Origin of the sequence: Collimonas fungivorans (assembly GCF_028292705.1) — a bacterium.
Lineage (GTDB): Bacteria > Pseudomonadota > Gammaproteobacteria > Burkholderiales > Burkholderiaceae_D > Collimonas > Collimonas fungivorans_B.
Genome location: NZ_JAQGLV010000227.1, coordinates 1 through 17,795 on the forward strand (window position 1 = coordinate 1; position 17,795 = coordinate 17,795).

The 17,795-nt window shown below is 62.6% G+C and carries 15 protein-coding genes; 7 read left to right on the forward strand and 8 right to left on the reverse strand.

Annotated elements, in window-relative coordinates; genetic code table 11:
* On the reverse strand, positions 1-481 hold a 481-nt coding region (locus tag JWQ61_RS12975), incomplete at its 3' end, for a protocatechuate 3,4-dioxygenase subunit beta (RefSeq protein ID WP_304360890.1).
* Between the two features lie 226 nt (positions 482-707).
* Between JWQ61_RS12975 and JWQ61_RS12980 the strand changes: the two genes are divergently transcribed.
* Positions 708-1,505 (forward strand): IclR family transcriptional regulator C-terminal domain-containing protein, encoded by a 798-nt coding sequence (locus tag JWQ61_RS12980; RefSeq protein ID WP_120235919.1) that lies wholly within the window; start codon positions 708-710, stop codon positions 1,503-1,505.
* Positions 1,506-1,511: 6 nt separating this feature from the next.
* On the opposite strand, the gene JWQ61_RS12985 is transcribed toward JWQ61_RS12980, so the two are convergent.
* Complete coding sequence (locus JWQ61_RS12985; protein ID WP_041741729.1) at positions 1,512-2,294, reverse strand: IclR family transcriptional regulator C-terminal domain-containing protein; 783 nt, start codon at positions 2,292-2,294, stop codon at positions 1,512-1,514.
* Positions 2,295-2,425: 131 nt separating this feature from the next.
* Here JWQ61_RS12985 and JWQ61_RS12990 point away from each other — a divergent pair, with 131 nt between their 5' ends.
* The 6 genes from JWQ61_RS12990 to shiA all read left to right on the forward strand — a co-directional run bounded on the left by JWQ61_RS12990 (position 2,426) and on the right by shiA (position 9,214).
* Positions 2,426-3,325, forward strand: a complete 900-nt coding sequence (locus tag JWQ61_RS12990) for a 4-hydroxyphenylpyruvate dioxygenase (protein ID WP_304360891.1) — start codon at positions 2,426-2,428, stop codon at positions 3,323-3,325.
* Positions 3,318-4,163, forward strand: coding sequence for a shikimate dehydrogenase (locus JWQ61_RS12995; RefSeq protein WP_304360892.1), 846 nt, complete (start codon positions 3,318-3,320; stop codon positions 4,161-4,163). The genes JWQ61_RS12990 and JWQ61_RS12995 overlap by 8 nt, the downstream gene beginning before the upstream one ends.
* A complete protein-coding gene (locus JWQ61_RS13000) occupies positions 4,160-5,047 on the forward strand; it encodes a sugar phosphate isomerase/epimerase (RefSeq protein WP_304360893.1) in 888 nt (295 codons plus the stop codon). Before JWQ61_RS12995 ends, JWQ61_RS13000 begins: the two co-directional genes overlap by 4 nt.
* Before the next feature lie 233 nt (positions 5,048-5,280).
* Positions 5,281-6,402: a porin gene (locus tag JWQ61_RS13005; protein ID WP_304360894.1), complete on the forward strand. Its 1,122-nt coding sequence runs from the start codon at positions 5,281-5,283 to the stop codon at positions 6,400-6,402.
* A 79-nt stretch (positions 6,403-6,481) separates the two neighbouring features.
* Entirely contained in the window at positions 6,482-7,828 is a 1,347-nt protein-coding gene (locus JWQ61_RS13010; RefSeq protein ID WP_304360895.1) for an MFS transporter, read from the forward strand.
* Positions 7,829-7,858: 30 nt separating this feature from the next.
* Positions 7,859-9,214, forward strand: a complete 1,356-nt coding sequence (shiA, locus tag JWQ61_RS13015; protein WP_304360896.1) for a shikimate transporter — start codon at positions 7,859-7,861, stop codon at positions 9,212-9,214.
* Between the two features lie 50 nt (positions 9,215-9,264).
* On the opposite strand, the gene JWQ61_RS13020 is transcribed toward shiA, so the two are convergent.
* The 6 genes from JWQ61_RS13020 to JWQ61_RS13045 all read right to left on the reverse strand — a co-directional run.
* The gene (locus tag JWQ61_RS13020; protein WP_304360897.1) at positions 9,265-10,641 is read right to left on the reverse strand and encodes a HAMP domain-containing sensor histidine kinase; all 1,377 of its coding nucleotides are present in this window, start codon (positions 10,639-10,641) and stop codon (positions 9,265-9,267) included.
* On the reverse strand, positions 10,634-11,314 hold the full coding sequence (locus tag JWQ61_RS13025; protein WP_120235915.1) for a response regulator transcription factor: 681 nt from the start codon (positions 11,312-11,314) through the stop codon (positions 10,634-10,636). The genes JWQ61_RS13020 and JWQ61_RS13025 overlap by 8 nt, the downstream gene beginning before the upstream one ends.
* Positions 11,315-11,400: 86 nt before the next feature.
* Positions 11,401-12,873, reverse strand: a complete 1,473-nt coding sequence (locus JWQ61_RS13030) for an efflux transporter outer membrane subunit (protein ID WP_304360898.1) — start codon at positions 12,871-12,873, stop codon at positions 11,401-11,403.
* Between the two features lies 1 nt (position 12,874).
* Positions 12,875-16,036 (reverse strand): efflux RND transporter permease subunit, encoded by a 3,162-nt coding sequence (locus JWQ61_RS13035; protein WP_304360899.1) that lies wholly within the window; start codon positions 16,034-16,036, stop codon positions 12,875-12,877.
* Between the two features lie 13 nt (positions 16,037-16,049).
* Positions 16,050-17,201 carry an efflux RND transporter periplasmic adaptor subunit gene (locus JWQ61_RS13040; RefSeq protein WP_304360901.1) on the reverse strand — a complete coding sequence of 384 codons (1,152 nt, stop codon included), beginning with the start codon at positions 17,199-17,201 and terminating at the stop codon, positions 16,050-16,052.
* 245 nt (positions 17,202-17,446) lie between these two features.
* Positions 17,447-17,795 (reverse strand): CzcE family metal-binding protein (locus JWQ61_RS13045; protein WP_304360900.1); only part of this gene is annotated, 349 nt, incomplete at its 5' end.

Here is a 17,795-nt window from a genome sequence, read left to right on the forward strand (position 1 = left end):
TGCCGAACAGGGAGAAATGGATATGCGCCGGGCGCCAGGCCTTGTGGTGGTTGCCCCAGGGATAAGGGCCGGGCTTGATGGTGACAAAGCGGTAGCGGCCGTCGTCGTCGGTCAGCATCTTGCCGAAGCCGAAAAAATTAGGATCGAGCGGCGCATCGTGCTGGTCCCGCTTGTGCCAGTAGCGGCCGGCGGAATTGCATTGCCAGACTTCCAGCAGCGAATTGCGCACCGGCCTGCCGTCTTCATCCAGCACGCGGCCGGTAACCACGATTTTTTCGCCGAGCGGTTCGCCTTGCCCGTGCCTGGTCAGGTCGGTATCGTGCGGCAGGATCAGGCTGGGCACAGCACTGATGTTGGCCTGGACCGGTTCGGCGGCGCGGATGCGCAGCGGTTCCCGGGTCGGGCCGCGTTTCACGGTAGAGATATAGGGAGGGTAAATCAGGCTGGGGTAGACCCCGGTTTCTGTGGACTCGAATCTCACGTAGGTTTCCTTTGGATTGGATGGCGCGCTGCGCCGTCATCTGATCAGGCGGCTGGAAAACTGGCTTGCCGCATAATTGTGCGTATATCGCGCAGAACCATGTTTTCGTCTGCAAGTGAGTTAAATAATAGGGGATCGGCAATTCCGCATCAAGGTGATACCATGCCGTTGTAACCGCATAACGCCCACAGTGTGCGATATACGCCCATATGGAGATTTTATGACTATGAATCCCTTACCTGATGCAACGTCAACCGGTTCTACGGAAGAGCCGCTCAAGCGTGACTTGATCGCCGGGCTGGAAAAGGGCTTGCTGGTGATCGAGGCTTTTGACCAGGAGCGCTCACGGCTGACGATCAGCGAGGTGGCGCAGCGCGCCGGCCTGACGCGGGCCGCGGCCAGGCGCTACCTGATTACCCTGACGCACCTGGGTTATGTGCGGCATGAACAGAAGGTGTTTTCGCTGACGCCCAAGGTACTGCGGCTGGGACAGTCCTACCTGCATTCGGCGCGGTTGCCGCGCATCGTCCAGCCCTTGCTGTATCGCCTGGCTTATTCGCTGGAAGAGGCAGCCTCGGCCGGGGTGCTGGACCATGATGAACTGGTGTGCGTAGCCGCCGTCAGCGCCGGCCGGCTGGTATCGGCCACGCTGCAGCCGGGCACGCGGGTGCCGGCGTTTTGCACCGCCAACGGCCGAGTCCTGCTGGCCAGCCTGCCGCAAGCGCAGATCGAATCGTTCCTGGAGCGGCTGCAGCTTGAGCCGATCACCGCCCACACCATCGTCAACAAGGAACGGCTGCTGCTGGAAATTACCCGCACCCGGGCACAGGGTTACGCGGTGGTCGATCAGGAGCTGGAACTGGGCTTGCGCACGATCGCGGTTCCGCTCAAGAATTTCCGGGGAGAGACGGTCGCGGCGGTGAATGTCAGCGTGCATGCGGCGCGCATGGCGGTGGAGGATATTGTCGAGCGTTGTTTGCCGGCGCTGTTGAAAGCGCAGGTGGAGTTGACGGCATTGCTGTAACCGCGGTCAGACCCACATCATCAAGGTATTCGCCGTAGCCTGCAACGCCGGCAGGCAGCGCGCCGTGGCTTCGGCCTTCGAAGAACTTGAGATCATCATCGACACGCTCAGGGCGCCGATCAGGGCGCCGCGGCGGCTCTTGATCGGCACCGAGATGCCGCGCAGCCCGATTTCATACTGGTTTTCGGTGACGCCGAAACCGTCTTCGCGGATCGCGATCAGTTCCTGGAACAGCTGTTCCTTGTCGACTACGGTCAGGTGGGTGTAGGCGATCAGTTCGATCCGCTCCAGGTAGGCGCGCAAGTCGGCGTCCGGCATTGCCGACAGCAGCACCCGGCCGGCGGTGGAGGTGTAGGCCGGCAGGCGCGTGCCGGGTTCGAAACCGGTAGTCAGCAGCCGTGGCGCGTTGACGCGGCTGACGTAGACCACATCGTCGCCTTCCAGCACCGAATAATTGGTCGATTCCTGCAGCTGCAAGGTAAGCCGCTGCAGGAAAGGCACGATAGCACGCGGCAGCCGCGCCGAATCGAGGTAGGAGCGCCCCAAGTTGAGCACCTTGGGCGTGAGCCAGAAGCTGCGGCCGTCGGTTGCCGCCAGGCCGATGTGCACCAGCGTCAGCAGGTAACGGCGCGCCGCGCTGCGGCTCAGTGCGACTTTTTCCGCCAGTTCGCTTGCGGTCAGGCGCACGGTATCGTCGTTGAAGGCGGTAATCACGTCGATACCCTTGATCAGGCCGTCGATCAGGTCGCGCTTGGCGACTTCCATTTCCACCAGTTCTGGTTTTTTCATCCTAAATAACTCCAAAAATGCGCGCTAATCGCTCCATTTGCGCGATTAGCGCAGTATTACACGTTTTTGAGGCTGTTTTTCTCGAAATGCTCTTCCTATACTTGGCCTGACTACTTCAGCCAAGGATCAGCATGACTGCGCAAGAACACAATCCGGAACCGAATAATCCGCTGGGCATAGACGGCATCGAATTCATCGAATATGCCAGCGCCCAGCCGCTGGCGCTGGGCGCCTTGCTGGAGCAGATGGGATTCGTGCCGACCGCCCGCCATCGCTCGCGCGAAGTGACCCTGTACCGCCAGGGCGCGATGAATGTGATCGTCAATGCCGATCCATCCTCGCTGCCGCAAGCCGACGGCGAACCGCAAGCGACAGTCATCAGCGCCATGGCATTGCGGGTGCGCGATGCCGACGCCGCCTACCGCCATGCGATCGAGATGGGCGCCTGGGCGATCCAGACCAGGGCCGGCGTGATGGAGTTGAATATCCCGGGCGTGCACGGCGTCGGCGATTCGATCCTGTATTTCGTCGACCGCTTCCGCGATTTTTCCATCTACGACGTCGACTTCAAGCCGATCCTCAATGCACCCGCCAATCCGCCGGCGCTGGCGGGCATGCATTTTTTTGGCGTGGTGCAGACCGTAGGCCGCGACCGCTCGCCGGAATGGATAGATTTTTACCAGCAGCTGATGGATTTCCGGCCGCTGCCGCAAGGCCGCTATTTCGGCGTCTTGCCGAAAGGCGTCATGCTGGAAAGTCCTTGCCACGGCTTTTACCTGCAGCTGGTGGAGCCGCCCGAGGGCGCCGCCGGTCTGCAATGGGACGAGCAGCTGGTGCGGGTCGGCCTCGGTGCGCCGGACGTGCTGGAGGCGGTGCGGCAGCTCAAACAGAGAGGCATTGTGTTCATCGACCGCGAACCGGCGCAGGCGAGCGAAAAGGGCGCATTGACGCAACTCTACAAAAGCGGGATCAGTTTTGAGCTGGTAGTCAGCCACCAGGATGCCAGCCGCCGGGAGCCGCAACATGCATGAGATTTCCGGCAGCACCCGCATTTTCCCGGTGATCGGCTGGCCGGTCGAGCAAGTCAAGGCGCCGGCCCTGTTCAACGCGTACTTCAAGCATCACGGCATCGATGCCCGCGTCATCCCGCTCAAGATCGCGCCGTCCGGCTACATTTCGGCTGTGCGCATGCTGATGGCGGCAGAGAACGTGGGCGGCATCCTGGTGTCGATCCCGCACAAGCCGATGAGCGTCGACGCGGTAGACCAGCCGACGCCGCGCGCAGTGCTGGCCGGCGCCTGCAACGCCATCTATAAAAGCGCGGATGGACAACTGGTCGGCGACCTGATCGACGGCGAAGGTTTCATCCGCGCCTTCGACCGCACCTGCGGCGATACGCGCTTCGACTGGCCGCGGGCCAAGGCGCTGGTGGTCGGCAGCGGCGGCGTCGGCTGTGCGGTGGCGGCGGCGCTGGCGGCGCGCGGCATCGGCTATATCGCGATTTACGATACGCGGCGCGAGCAGGCCGAAGCGCTGCGGCAGCGCCTGCAGGACATGTTCACGGAAACCGAAGTAGTGATCGGCGCGCCGTCTGCCGCGGGATACGACCTGGTAGTCAATTCGACGCCGCTTGGCATGAGCCTGGACGATCCGCTGCCGCTCGACCTTGACGGCATCGCGCCGTCCTGCATCGTCGCTGACTGCGGCATGAAGATAGAAATGACCCGGCTGCTGCAGGAAGCGCAGCGCCATGGCTGCCGCATCCAGAAGGGGCGCGAGATGATGATCGAGCAGGCGCCGCTGTACCTGGAACTGTTCGGCTGGCCGGGCGTGTCTTCGGATGCGTTCCGGGTTCTGGAGGCGATATGAATCTGAGCAATTTCGGCATGGACAGCATCACCCTGGCCGGGCCGCTGGAATCGAAACTGAGCGCCTCCAAGGCTGCCGGATTTTCACAGATCATGTTGTGGGCCAAGGACCTGGCCGGCCATCCCGGCGGCCTGGAGCAGGCGGTGCGGCTGGTCAAGGCCAGCGGCATTCGCGTCACCGGGATCCAGGTCATGCGCGATTTCGAGGGTTTGTCCGGCGCCTTGCATGAATACAAGCTGGACATCGCCAAGAACATGCTGCAAGTGTGCCAGGCAGTCGGCGCGCCGCTGCTGATGGTGTGCTCCAGCACTTCCAGCCATGCCAGCGGCGAACTGCCGCTGATTGCGCACCACCTGGCCAAGCTGGCGACGCTGGCGGTGCCGCTCGGCGTGCGGGTTGGTTACGAAGCGTTGTCATGGGGCCGCCACGTCAACCAGTATGCGCAGTCGTGGGAAGCGGTGGAACTGGCCGACCATGCCAACCTGGGCGTGGTGCTCGATTCTTTCCACATGCTCGCCAACCAGGCCGACCTCGACGGCTTGCAAGACATCCCCAGCGAAAAGATCGCGCTGGTGCAGCTGTCCGATTTCATGTGGCGCGACATCCGCAGCGCGGAAGAGCGGCTGGAAACGGCGCGTCACTTGCGCGTGTTTCCGGGCGAGGGCGCGCATTCGAAGGAATTGTCCGAGCTGCTGCGGCGGCTGGACCGGGGCGGTTATCGCGGCGACTACAGTTTCGAAGTGTTCAACGACGATTACCTGCAGCTGTCGCCGGACATCGTGGCTCGCCGCGCCCACCGCGCCGCCAAGTGGGTGACCGATCAGGTCCTGCGGCGCAGCCTGCAGGTGCGCCAGCCGACAGCGGGACATCCGACCATGGCTTGACCGCCCGCCATATATAAAACACTAGCTGCAAACAATAAAAAACGCAGCGTTACCAAGGAGACTGCATGACCCATCACCCAAAATCCGTCCCGGCGCCGAACCGCCCGCACCTGCATTTTTTGCCTATCTCGAACATCCATGCGCTGGCGACCATCGCCATGCCATAGGAAACAGTTGTTCATCGGGCTCTCAGGGCCATGTAATTCATCATAAAAAAACCAAACGGAGATGTCATGAAGAAGAAATTCGTCGCGGCCTGCAGCCTCGCCGGCTGTTCGGCGCTGGCGCAGGCTGAACCAAACGTCACCCTGTACGGCGACCTGGACCAGTACCTTGGCACCATCCACAGCAGCAGCGGCAAAAGCGTCACCGGCCTGAACGACGGCGCCATCCTGCGCAGCCGCCTCGGCTTGCGCGGCGTGGAAGAGCTGGGCGGCGGCTATCAGACCCGGTTCACCCTGGAGCAAGGCTTGAACGCCAACACCGGCGGCGCGGCCGATTCCAGCCGCCTGTTCGACCGCCAGGCATGGGTCGGCATGAACACGCCGGCGGGCGAGTTCCGCATCGGCCGCCAGAACAGCATCGTGTTCTTCATCGGCGGCGCCATCGACTACACCGAACGCACTACCTACGGCTCGGTCATCAATACCTTCGGCGTGCCGTCGCGCTACGACAACGATATCTCGTACAAATCGCCGCGCGTGGCCGGCTTCCAGTTCGACGCCCATTATGCGCTGACCGAAACCGCAGGCGAAAGCGTAGGCGCGCGCGGCGTGTACCAGCTCGGGCTGGACTATAGCAAGGGACCATACCGCGCCGGCTACGCCGGATTGTGGGCCAAGCCGGCGGCGAACGCGCAGTTTTCGGAGAAGGTGGTCTATCACAATCTGTACGCCAATTACGACTACGGCAAGGGCAAGCTGTATTTCGCCTATGTACGCAGCAACAACGTCACAAGCAATGCCAGCGGCAATACCGCCGCGGCTATCCTGAATAACGTCAGCATTCCCGGCAACGCCTTTACCGGCGCCAATGCGGATGTGCAACGGATGTACAACATCTACCAGGTTTCGGCCGATTATCGTTTCAATCCGCAATGGCGGATCGGCGCCCTGTATGGCGTGATGCAGGATACATCGCACCGGGATTCGGGCGCGCAGGGCGGCAACCTTGGGACTTACTACGATTTATCCAAACGGACCACGCTGTACGGTTTCGCCAGCTACATGAAGAACGACGCCAACGCCGGCTTCCGTTTCAGCGGTTCGGCCGGCCCCACCGCCAACCTGGCCGGGGCCGATATCAACGGCAAGAGCCTGGCCGGTTTGCAAGCCGGCATCCTGCACCGGTTTTAAACGTACCGTTTCAACATTATCATGGAGGGAATCCGTTCTCTTCGTGCAAAAAATACACCTATAGATCACCGAGGACGTCATGTCTACATCTACAGCAACGCAACACATCAAGGCGCCGGCTGCCGCCGCAGCACCACCGCAAGAAGCAGCCACCCGTTCGCCGCGCAAGGCCGCGCTCGCCAGCTGGATCGGCAGCGCCGTCGAATATTACGATTTTTTCATCTACGGCACCGCCGCGGCGCTGGTGTTCGGCAAGATATTTTTCCCCTCGTTCGATCCCATAGCCGGGACCGTGGCGGCGTTCGCCACCTTCGGCGTCGGCTACGTGACACGGCCGATAGGGGCGGTGCTGCTGGGCCATATCGGCGACCGGTACGGGCGCAAGAAAGTGCTCACGTTCACCTTGCTGCTGATGGGAATCTCCACTTTCATGGTCGGCTTGCTGCCGACCTATGGACAAGTCGGCATCAGCGCGCCGGTCATGCTGGTGGTGCTGCGCATGCTGCAAGGGGTGTCGGCGGCAGGCGAGCAGGCCGGCGCCAATTCGATGACGCTGGAGCATGCGCCGCCGCACCGGCGCGCCTTTTTCACCAGCTTCACCCTGAGCGGAACCCAGGCCGGCCTGATCCTGGCGACCCTGGTGTTCCTGCCGATCTCGGCGCTGCCGGAAGAACAGCTGTTGTCCTGGGGCTGGCGCGTTCCGTTTTTCCTGAGCGCGATCGTGGTGCTGGTGGGCATCTGGGTGCGCCGCACCTTGCCCGAGACACCGGCCTTCGAGCAGGGAAAATCGCACAAGCAAACCAGGCTGCCGCTGGCGGTGCTGCTGCGCGAGCACAAGAAAAGCCTGGCGCGCGTCATCTTTGCGGCACAGATTTCGGTGGTGAGCACCATCTTCAGCGTATTCACGCTGTCTTATGCAGTCAACACCATGCATATCGCCCGCGCTACCATGCTGACCGTGCTGATCCTGGCAAATGTCGTCGCCTTGGCCGCGATCCCGGCGTTCGCCGCCTTGTCGGACCGCATCGGCCGCAAACCGGTGTTCATCTTCGGCGCGCTGGGTTCCGCCTGCCTGATCTGGCCTTACCTGTGGTGCATCAGCCAGGCCAATATCCCGCTCATCTTCGTGTTCGGCCTGCTGTTGTCCGGTGTTGTGTATAGTGCGGCGAACGGCGTCTGGCCATCCCTGTACGGCGAAATGTTCGATACCCGGGTGCGCCTGTCCGGCATGGCGATCGGTACCCAGATCGGTTTTGCCCTGGGCGGCTTTGCTCCGACCATCAGCGCGGCGATCCTGAAACCCGGCGTTGATGGCTGGATGCCGGTGGCGGTATTCGTCAGCGCTACCGCGCTGATCGCCGCCATCTCGGCGGCTACCGCGCGCGAGACTTATCGCACGCCCATGCAAGAGCTGGGCAAAGCCTAGGCGGCGCGAATTGATCATCCGGAGACGATAATGAAGACAAAAATTCTTGCAACTGGAAACATCTCGGCAGGCCGCAGGGCGCGCAAAGCGGCGCTCGGCAGTTTTGTCGGCGCGGTGGTCGACTGGTATGACTTCCTGTTGTATGGCATCACCGCGGCCCTGGTGTTCAATACCCAGTTCTTTCCCAATGTCAGCCCGACCATAGGCACGCTGGCGGCTTTCGCCACGTTTGGCGTGGGTTTCCTGTTCCGGCCGCTGGGCGGCGTCGTGTTCGGCCATTTCGGCGACCGGCTCGGCAGGAAGCGCATGCTGATGATTACCGTGATGATGATGGGCGTTTCCACGGCGCTGATCGGGTTGTTGCCGACTTACGCCAGCATTGGCTGGTACGCGCCGTTGGCGCTGGTGCTGCTGCGTGCCTTGCAGGGTTTTGCGGTCGGCGGCGAGTGGGGCGGGGCCGCGCTGATGGCGGTCGAAAGCGCGCCGGAAGGAAAAAAGGCTTTCTACAGCAGCGGTGTGCAGGTCGGTTACGGCGTCGGCCTGGTGCTGGCGACCGGCATCGTGTCGATCCTCACCCATACGCTGAGCAACGATGCCTTCATGTCCTGGGGCTGGCGCGTCCCTTTCCTGGTCAGCATCGTGCTGGTGCTGGTGGCGGCGTGGATACGCTCGACCATGGAGGAATCCCAGGAATTCGTCGACAAGGTCGGCAGCGAGCACAAGGTGAAAGTCCCGCTGCTGGCGGCCTTGCGCAACCATCCCGAGAGTTTCCTGCTGATCATTGCCTTGCGCATGGCGGAAATGTTCACGATGTACATCGTCACCGCATTTGCCCTGGCTTATTCAACCAAGAACCTTGGCATGTCGCGCGACCTGTTCCTGAACATCAGCCTGCTGGTCGGCGCCGTGAGTTGCGTGACGATCCCGGCTTTCGCGATGCTGGCCGACCGGATCGGGCTTAAGCGGGTGTATGTAACCGGAGCGGTGATCGGGCTGTTGTCCGCAGTGCCGTTTTTCCTCGCCATGGAAGCCCGCTCGGTCGCCTGGATCGTGATCTTCTCCGTGCTGCTGGCCAATATCGCCCACGACATGGTGGTCAGCGTGCAGCAACCGCTGTTCACCGAGTTTTTCGGCGCCGAATACCGCTACAGCGGCGCCGGCGTCGGTTATCAGTTCGCCAGCGTGGTCTGCGGCGGGTTTACGCCGTTCATCGCAACCGCCTTGCTGGGCGTAGGCGGCAACTGGCATGCCGTGGCGGCCTATCTTGCCGGCGGCTGCCTGCTGTCGGTGATTGTCTCGGCGCGCATGCAAATGGGCAAACCCGCGGCGCAGCCGAGCGCGACGCCATCTTATCCGCAGTCCACGAGTTCGAAGCTGGTGATTTGATTCCCCGGAGCCGGCAATCTTTAGTTGTCGATTTAATTATTCATTCGCGCTCATGCAGCGGGCGCGTTCGGCGGCTGGAGCATCAGCGTCACTTTCAGGCCGGGATGGTTATCGTTGAGCACGATGGCGCCGCCTTGCAGTTTGGCCACAGCCGCCACCAGGCTCAACCCCAGCCCCGCGCCTGGGGTGCCGCGGCTGGTATCGCCGCGGTAGAAACGCTCCAGCACCTTGGGTTTCTCTGCATCGGAGATGCCGGGACCGTCATCCGACACCGCGACCTGGATCGCGCCGTCCAGATGGCGCGAGGTTTCGACGGCGATCTTGCCGTTGACCTGCGCATACTTGAGTGCGTTGTCGATAAGGTTGCCGATCGCCTGTGCAATCAGCAGCGGATCGCCAGTCAGAACAAGCGGTCCTGATGAAGTAAAAGAAAGTTCGCGGCCCTGCAGTTCCGCCACCGGCTGATAGAATTCGGCCACCTCGCCTGCGATGCTGCTGACGTCAACTTCGACAAACCCAGAACGGCGGGCGCCGGTGTCGATTTCCGCCAGGCGCAACAGGGCGTTGAAGATATTGATGACGCGATCGACGTCGCTGATGGCGCCGTCGATCTCGTTGAAGGTATGGGCCGGATCCGGCCGGGTCAGCGCCAGCTCCTCCAGGCGCGAGCGCAACTCTGCCAGCGGTGTGCGCAAGTCGTGGGCAATGGCGTTGGAGACGTTGCGCACGCCGTCGATCAGTTGCTCTATCTGGTCCAGCATGCGGTTTTCGGTTTCGACCAGGGTATTGAATTCATTTTCGCCGCCATGGGCCGGCAGCCGGTGTGAAAAATTGCCCTGCATGATGGCCGAAGCCGCCTGGTTGATATCGCCGACCTTGGCCAGCAGCGTACGGCGCACCAGAAGCCCGCCTGCCACGCCAAGCAGCAGAACGATGCCGGTGGAGCATATCAGGCCGTACAGGAAAAGGTTTTCCAGTTCGCGATACTTTGCGACGTCGTTGGCCACCAGCAGGTGGTAGCCGCCCGGCAGCGCCCTGTGCAGCAAAACCACGCGCGTCGACTTGCCGTCGACGTCGATCCAGAGTGTATACATGCCTGGATTGGCGGAGACTTCGTGCGGCCACGCCGGCAGGTTGCCGGCCAGCCGGACCAGCGAAGAATCGGCAAACAGCACCAGGTCTTCGGCGCCGGCGGCTTGCGTCCCGACCTGGATCTCAATGGCGGACTGCAGCGGGGCCACGCCTTGCTGGTTAAACACGTTGACCAGCCTGCGCGCATCGGCTTTCAGGACCCGGACCCGGCCTTCTTCTATCGTTTCGCGCCAGGTATACCAGAGCGGCGTGGCGAATGACGCCAGCACCACCAGGCTCACTGCGACAAAGCTGAGCGCCACCGAGCGCGCCGAAAAATGCCAGGAATTAATCATCGGCGGTCAGCATGTAGCCGGCGTTGCGTACGGTCCGCAGCAGCTGCCGTTCCATGCCGGCGTCGATTTTCTGGCGCAGCTTGCTGACGTGGACGTCGACCACATTGGTCTGCGGATCGAAATGATAGTCCCATACGTTTTCCAGCAGCATGGTGCGCGTCACGACCTGGTTGGCGTGGCGCATCAGGTATTCGAGCAGCTTGAATTCGCGTGGCTGCAGCGCTACCGGCTTGCCGGCGCGCGTTACCTTGTGGGACAGCAGGTCCATGTGCAGATCATCGACGGCCAGGGTGGTGTCGGAGCGGGCGTCTTGCGAGCGGCGCAGCAGGGCATCAAGGCGCGCCAGCAGTTCGCCGAAAGCGAACGGCTTGACCAGGTAGTCGTCGCCGCCGCTCTTGAGGCCTTTGATCCTGTCGTCGACGCCGGACAGCGCGCTCAGGATCAGGATGGGAATCTTGTTGCCGGTCTTGCGCAAGGTTTCGACGATGGCGAGGCCGTCTATGCCGCCCGGCAGCATGCGATCCATGATGATGGCGTCGTAGGGTTCGCTGGCGGCCAGGAACATGCCGTCGCGGCCGTTGTCGGCATGGTCGGCGGTGTGTCCCGATTCGCTCAATCCCTTCTTCAGGAACAGAGCGACGCGCTCGTTGTCTTCGACGATCAGAAGTTTCATGGCATATTCGGCTTAACAGACTTAACAATCAGAAAGATAGGTGAACAGCATGGTGGAATACTAATGCCGGAACAGTTCCAGCACAATCATTCCGCTTTTGCGACCGGGCTGTCGGCCGGTCGAGCAACATCGCCGCTATGCTGCAGCCAGCCGCCGCCGAGCGCGCGATACAGGTCGACCAGGCTGGTCAGGCGGTTCAGGCGCGCCGTGATCAGGGCCTGCTGCGCAGTGTAGAGATCGGTTTGCGCAGTCAGCACGTCCAGGTAGCTGTTGCTGCCGTTGGTGTACAGCATGTTGGCGAGGTCGAAGCGGCGTTGCTGGGCTTCGGTATAACGCTGTTGCGCCGCCAGCTGGTCGTCGTAGGTGCCGCGCGCCGCCAGCCCGTCGGATACCTCGCGGAAGGCAGTCTGGACGGTTTTTTCGTATTGGGCGATGCCGATGTCCTTCTGGATCAGCGCCACATCCAGGTTTGCCCGGTTGGCGCCGGCAGTGAAGATCGGCAGGGTCAGCGACGGTATGAAAGACCAGGCGCTGGATCCGGCGGCAAACAAGCCGCCCAGCGTCGCGCTGGCCGAGCCGAGCGAACCGGTCAATGAGATGCGCGGGAAAAACGCAGCGCGCGCAGCGCCGATGTCGGCGTTTTCCGAACGCAGCAGCGCTTCGGCCTGCAGGACGTCCGGGCGCCGTTGCAGCAGGTCCGACGGCAAGCCGGCGGGAATGTCGGCCAGCACCGGCTGCAGGTCCAGCTTGACGGCCGGCGGCAGGTCGCGTGGCAGCGGCTGGCCGACCAGCAGCACCAGGGCGTTTTCAGCCTGCGCACGCTGGCGCTGCTCGGCCGAATAATTTACCTGGGCTTGTTCGACGGCGGTTTGCGACAGGCGCAGGTCCAGTTCTGACGCGGTGCCTGTGTCGAACTGCAGCTTGACGATCTTGTAGGCCGCCTGTGCGGTCTGCAGCGTACTTTGCGTCAGCGCCAGCTGTTCGTCATAGGCAAGCGTGGTCAGGTATTGGTCGGCGGTTTGCGACACCAGCAGGATCTCCGCGGCCTGGCGCGCGTCGGCGCTGGCCAGGTACTGTTCCAGCGCGGCGTCCGACAGGCTGCGCAAGCGGCCGAAGAAATCGATTTCCCATGAACTGGAAATATCCGCTGAATAATCATGGGAAATGGAAGTATTGTGGCTGGACGATACGCTTGCAGGCGTACGCGAGTTCGAGGCGCCGGTATCCGCGCTCACTTGCGGAAACAGCGCCGCGCGCTGGATCCGGTATTGCGCCTGGACTTTTTCAACGTTCAGCACGGCGACCCGCAAGTCGCGGTTGTTCTGCAGCGCCAGTTCCACCAGCCGCTGCAGGCGCGGATCGGCGAGGAAATTGCGCCAGCCGGTGTCGGCGGCGGGCAGGATGCTGCTGCCCGGCTTGCCGGCCGGGGCCTGGTAGGCTGCGCCGGAAGGGAAGGCCGTAGCTACCGGCATGGCCGGCCGCTGGTACGTCGGCTGCAGCGAACAGCCGGCGGCAAGGGTCAGCAGCGCTGCGCCGGCGGCGGATCTGAGTGATGCCATGTCAATATTCTCCTGTACTTGGTTCGGCCGGCAGCAGCGGCGATGGATTCTGCACTGCCGGCTTCTTGCGGCCAAGCTTGTTGGCGACCACGATGTAGAACATCGGAATCATGAAAGTGGCGACGAAGGTCGCCGCCAGGGTGCCGCCGATCACGCCGGTGCCGATGGCATTCTGGCTGGCCGAGCCGGCGCCGCTGGCCAGCGCCAGCGGCAGCACGCCCAGCACGAACGCCATGGAAGTCATGACGATAGGCCGCATCCGCATGTGCGCCGCTTCGATTGCCGCTTGCAGCGCCGTGCGGCCCTGGCTCTGGAGTTCGCGGGCGAATTCGACGATCAGGATCGCGTTCTTGGCCGACAGGCCGATGGTGGTGAGCAGGCCGACCTGGAAGTAGACATCGTTAGACAAGCCCATCAGCGACGTTGCGGCCAGCGCACCGAGGATACCGAGCGGCACCACCATGATGACCGACAACGGAATCGACCAGCTTTCATACAGCGCGGCCAGGCTGAGGAACACGACCAGGATCGACAGGCCGTACAGCAGGGGGGCTTGCGAACTCGACTGCGCCTGCTGCAGCGAGGTGCCGGTCCATTCGAAGCCGATGCCGGCCGGCAGCTGCTTGACCAGTTTTTCCATGGCGATCATGGCCTGCCCGGAACTCTGGCCCGGCGCTGCCTGGCCCTGGATTTCCATGGCTTCGACGCCGTTATAGCGCTGCAGCTGCGGCGGGCCGTAGGTCCATTCGTAGCTGCCGAAGGCGGAGAACGGCACCATGGCGCCGGTGCTGCTGCGGACAAACAGCCGCTGTATGTCGTCCGGATTCATGCGGTAAGGGGCGTCGGCTTGCACGTATACTTTCTTGATGCGGTTGTCGGTATCGAGGAAATTGTTGACATAGCGTGAGCCCCAGGTAATTGAAAAGGTCTGGTCGATGTCGGCCGCGCTGACACCCAGGGCGGCGGCTTTTTCGCGATCGATATTGACCTTGAAGGTCGGATTGTCGGCTTCCCCGGTGAACCGCACTTGCGCCAGCGCCGGGTCTTTTTTCGCCAGCGCCAGCAGCTGGTCGCGGGCCTTGGCCAGCGTTTCGTGGCCGAGGCCGCCGCGGTCTTCCAGCTCGAAGTCAAAGCCCGCGGCGCTGCCCAGACCACGGATCGGCGGCGGGCTGGTGGCGAAGATATCGGCCTCCTTGTTTGCGGCAAAATGCTTGCCGATGCGGTCAGACAACGCGTTGGCGGTCAGTTCCGGCTTGTTGCGCTGGCTCCAGTCCTTGAGCCGCACGAACAGCTGTCCCTGGTTCTGGCCGCGGCCGGCGTTGTTGTTGCCGTTGACGATGAAGGTGGCGTCGACCATGGCCGCTTCGTCTTTCAGCAGGTAGTTGCTGACTTCATCCAGCACCAGGCCGGTGCGGCCCTGTGTGGTGCCCGGCGGCGTCTGTACCTGGACGAAGATGAAGCCCTGGTCCTCATTGGGCAGGAAAGACGTCGGCAAGCGCACGAACATGACGCCGACGGCAACCAGCACCGCGGCGTAGATCAGCAGCCAGCGTCCGGAGCGGGCGGCGACGTGGCGCACGCCGCGCACATACTGGCCGCGTCCCTTGTCGAAGCTGCGGTTGAACCAGCCGAACAAGCCCTTTTTTTCATCATGGTTTTCGCTCGGCGGTTTCAGCAAGGTGGCGCAGAGCGCCGGCGTCAGCGACAGCGCCACGAATACCGACAACAGCATCGAGGCCACGATGGTGAGCGAGAACTGGCGGTAGATGCCGCCTACCGTGCCGCTGGAGAACGCCACCGGCACGAACACGGCGCACAGCACCAAGGCCACGCCGATCAAGGCGCTGCTGATCTGTCCCATGGCCTTGCGGGTGGCCTCAAGCGGCGGCAAGCCGTCTTCGTGCATCACACGCTCGACGTTTTCCACCACCACGATCGCATCGTCCACCAGCAAGCCGATCGCCAGCACCAGGCCGAACATCGACAAGGTGTTGATGGTAAAACCCAGCGCCGACATCACGCCGAAGGTTCCCAGCAGCACCACCGGCACCGTGATCGAGGGAATCAGCGTGGCGCGCAGGTTCTGCAGGAACAGGTACATCACCAGGAACACCAGCACGATGCCTTCCAGCAGCGTCTTCACCACTTCCTCTATCGATATCTTGACGAAGGGCGTGACGTCGTTCGGATAGACCACTTTCAGGCCGTGCGGGAAATACGGCTCCAGTTCCGCGATGCGCGCCCGTATCGCTGCCGCCGTGACCAGCGCATTGCCGCCCGGCGCCAGTTGGATGCCCATGCCGGATGCAGCCTGGCCGTTGTATTTGTTGTCGACATTGAAGCTTTCCGCGCCGAGGTTGATGCGGGCGACGTCGCTCAGGCGCACTTGCGAACCATCCGGCAGCACCTTGAGCAGGACGTTGCCGAAATCCGCCGGCGTGCGCAGCAGCGTCGATTCGGTAATCGTCGTGCTGAGCTGCTGGTTCTGCACCGCCGGCGTGGCGCCGAGCTGGCCGCCGGAAATTTGCACGTTCTGCGCCTGCAATGCAGCGGTAGCGTCGAGCGGCGTGAGGGCATAGCTGTTCAGCTTGGCCGGATCGAGCCAGATCCGCATCGCATACTGGGTGCCGAAGACGTTCATGTTGCCGACGCCGTTGATGCGGCTGATCGGGTCCTGTACATTCGAGACCACATAGTTGGCGATGTCGAACTTGTTCATGCTGCTGTCGGTCGACACAAAACCTATCACCATCAGGAATGCATTGGTCGACTTGGTGACCTTGACGCCGGATTGCTGCACCTGCGCCGGCAACAGCGGCACCGCCAGCTGCAGCTTGTTTTGCACCTGCACCTGGGCGATGTCTGGATTGGTGCCGCTGGCGAATGTCAGCGAAGTGGTCGACTGGCCGGTGTCGTCGCTGGTGGACGACATGTAGAGCAGGTTGTCGATGCCGGTCATCTGCTGCTCGATCACCTGCACCACGGTATTTTGCACGGTGGTGGCGGAAGCGCCCGGGTAAGTGGTGCTGATCTGGACCGTAGGCGGCGCCACCGGGGGAAACTGTTCCACCGGCAGCGAGAAAATCGATATGCCCCCCGCCAGCATGATCAGGATGGCGAGCACGATCGCGAAGATCGGCCGGTCTATGAAAAATTTTGCCATTGCGGATTCGTCCCTATTCAGCTACAGATGTGGCTGCAGCATTGGCTGCCACCGCTTGCGCCGCGGGTTGCCGGCTCGGCGTCTCGGACGCTGCGACCAGCATTCCGGGCAGCACTTTCTGGCCGCCGCTGACGATGACCCGTTCGCCTTCGTTCAGGCCGGCGGTGACTACCCAGCTGTTGCCCAGCGTGTCCTGCGTTTGCAGCGTGCGCTGGACCACCTTGTTGTCGGGGCCGACCACAAGTGCGGTGGCGTGCCCCTGCGGGTCATGGCTGACGCCGGGAATCGGCACCAGGATCGCCCGGTCATTCACGCCTTGCTGGATGCGGGCGTGCACGAACATGCCCGGCAGCAGGACATACTTGGGATTGGGGAAAATCGCGCGCACGGTGACCGAACCGGTGCTGGGGTCGACCGTGACGCCGTTGAACTGGAGCGTCCCGGTCAGCGGATACTGGCTGCCGTCCTCCAGCGTCAGCGTCACCTTGACCTGGTCCGCGCCGTTCAGCTTGACCTGGCCGCTGGCGACATCGCGCCGCAGCTGCAAGCCGGCGACGCTGGGCTGGTTGAGGTCGACATAGATCGGATCGATCTGCTGGACTGTGGTCAGCAGCGTGGCCGCGCTGCCCTGCACATACGCGCCTTGGGTCACCTGCGATACGCTGCTGCGGCCGGCAATCGGCGAGACCACATTGGTGTATCCCAGGTTGATGCTGGCTGTAGCCACTGCCGCCTTGGCGGCGGCGACATCGGCGGCCGCCTGGCCTTGCGCCGCGACCGCGTTATCGTAGGCCTGCTTGCTGACGGCATTGCCGCCGATCAGGATCTTGTAGCGGTCGGCCTGCGAACTGGTGGCAACCAGGTTGGCTTCGGCTTTCTGCAGCGCGGCCAGCGCACTGTTCAAGGCGGCGCGATACGGCGCCGGATCGATCTGGTACAGCGCTTGATTGGCCTTGACGTCGGCGCCTTCCTGGAAGCTGCGCTTCTGCACGATGCCGTCGACACGGGCGCGCACCTGCGCTACCAGGTAGGCCGAGGTGCGGCCAGGGAGTTCGGTGCTGACAGGGACGCTGGTGCGGCGGGCTGTGATGACGCTGACCTGCGGCGCCGCTGCTTTTGGCGCAGCCTGTTTTGCGGGACCGCAAGCGGCCAGCGAGAGCAGCATCAGCGTGGCTGCCAGGGTGGCGCAACGCCGGTTTGTTTTATGCGGATACATAGGTTCAACCCCATTTGTCAGTTGCCGAAACCGTTTCGGCGTAAATCGCGTCAGTTTCGCGTCAGTTACGGTAATGCGCGCCATGATTGAACAAGGAAAACAGCCGGGGCTGGATAAGGGACAGAACGGCGGAGGGCAGGCTGTGTTGAAGCTGCAGCGCTGCCTCCGCGACGGGATGCTGCGATCAAGGCGTGTTAGCCGTTGTAGAGCGGGTTAGGCGAAACATAAACTTTCACCATATGGTCAAGCAGTCCCGGAGGCGCCACGCTGTTCAGGTTGAATGCACTGGCCGAACCGTCGAAAGTCCAGGCGAATGTGCCGCCGCCGGCATTGAATTGAACCGCCTGGCCGCCCTGTACATTGATGAACTTGGTGTCGGGGGTGATCGTGACGGTGCGGCTGGTGGCCGTCGCCGCCGCGGTTTCGCCCAGCAGGCTGTGGCTGTCTGCGGCCATGGAAGAGGCGGCCGAGAAGGAGAGTGTCAAGGCAAGAAGGGCCGGAATAAGTAATTTCGAAGTCATGGTGTGCTCCAATAAAAAGAAG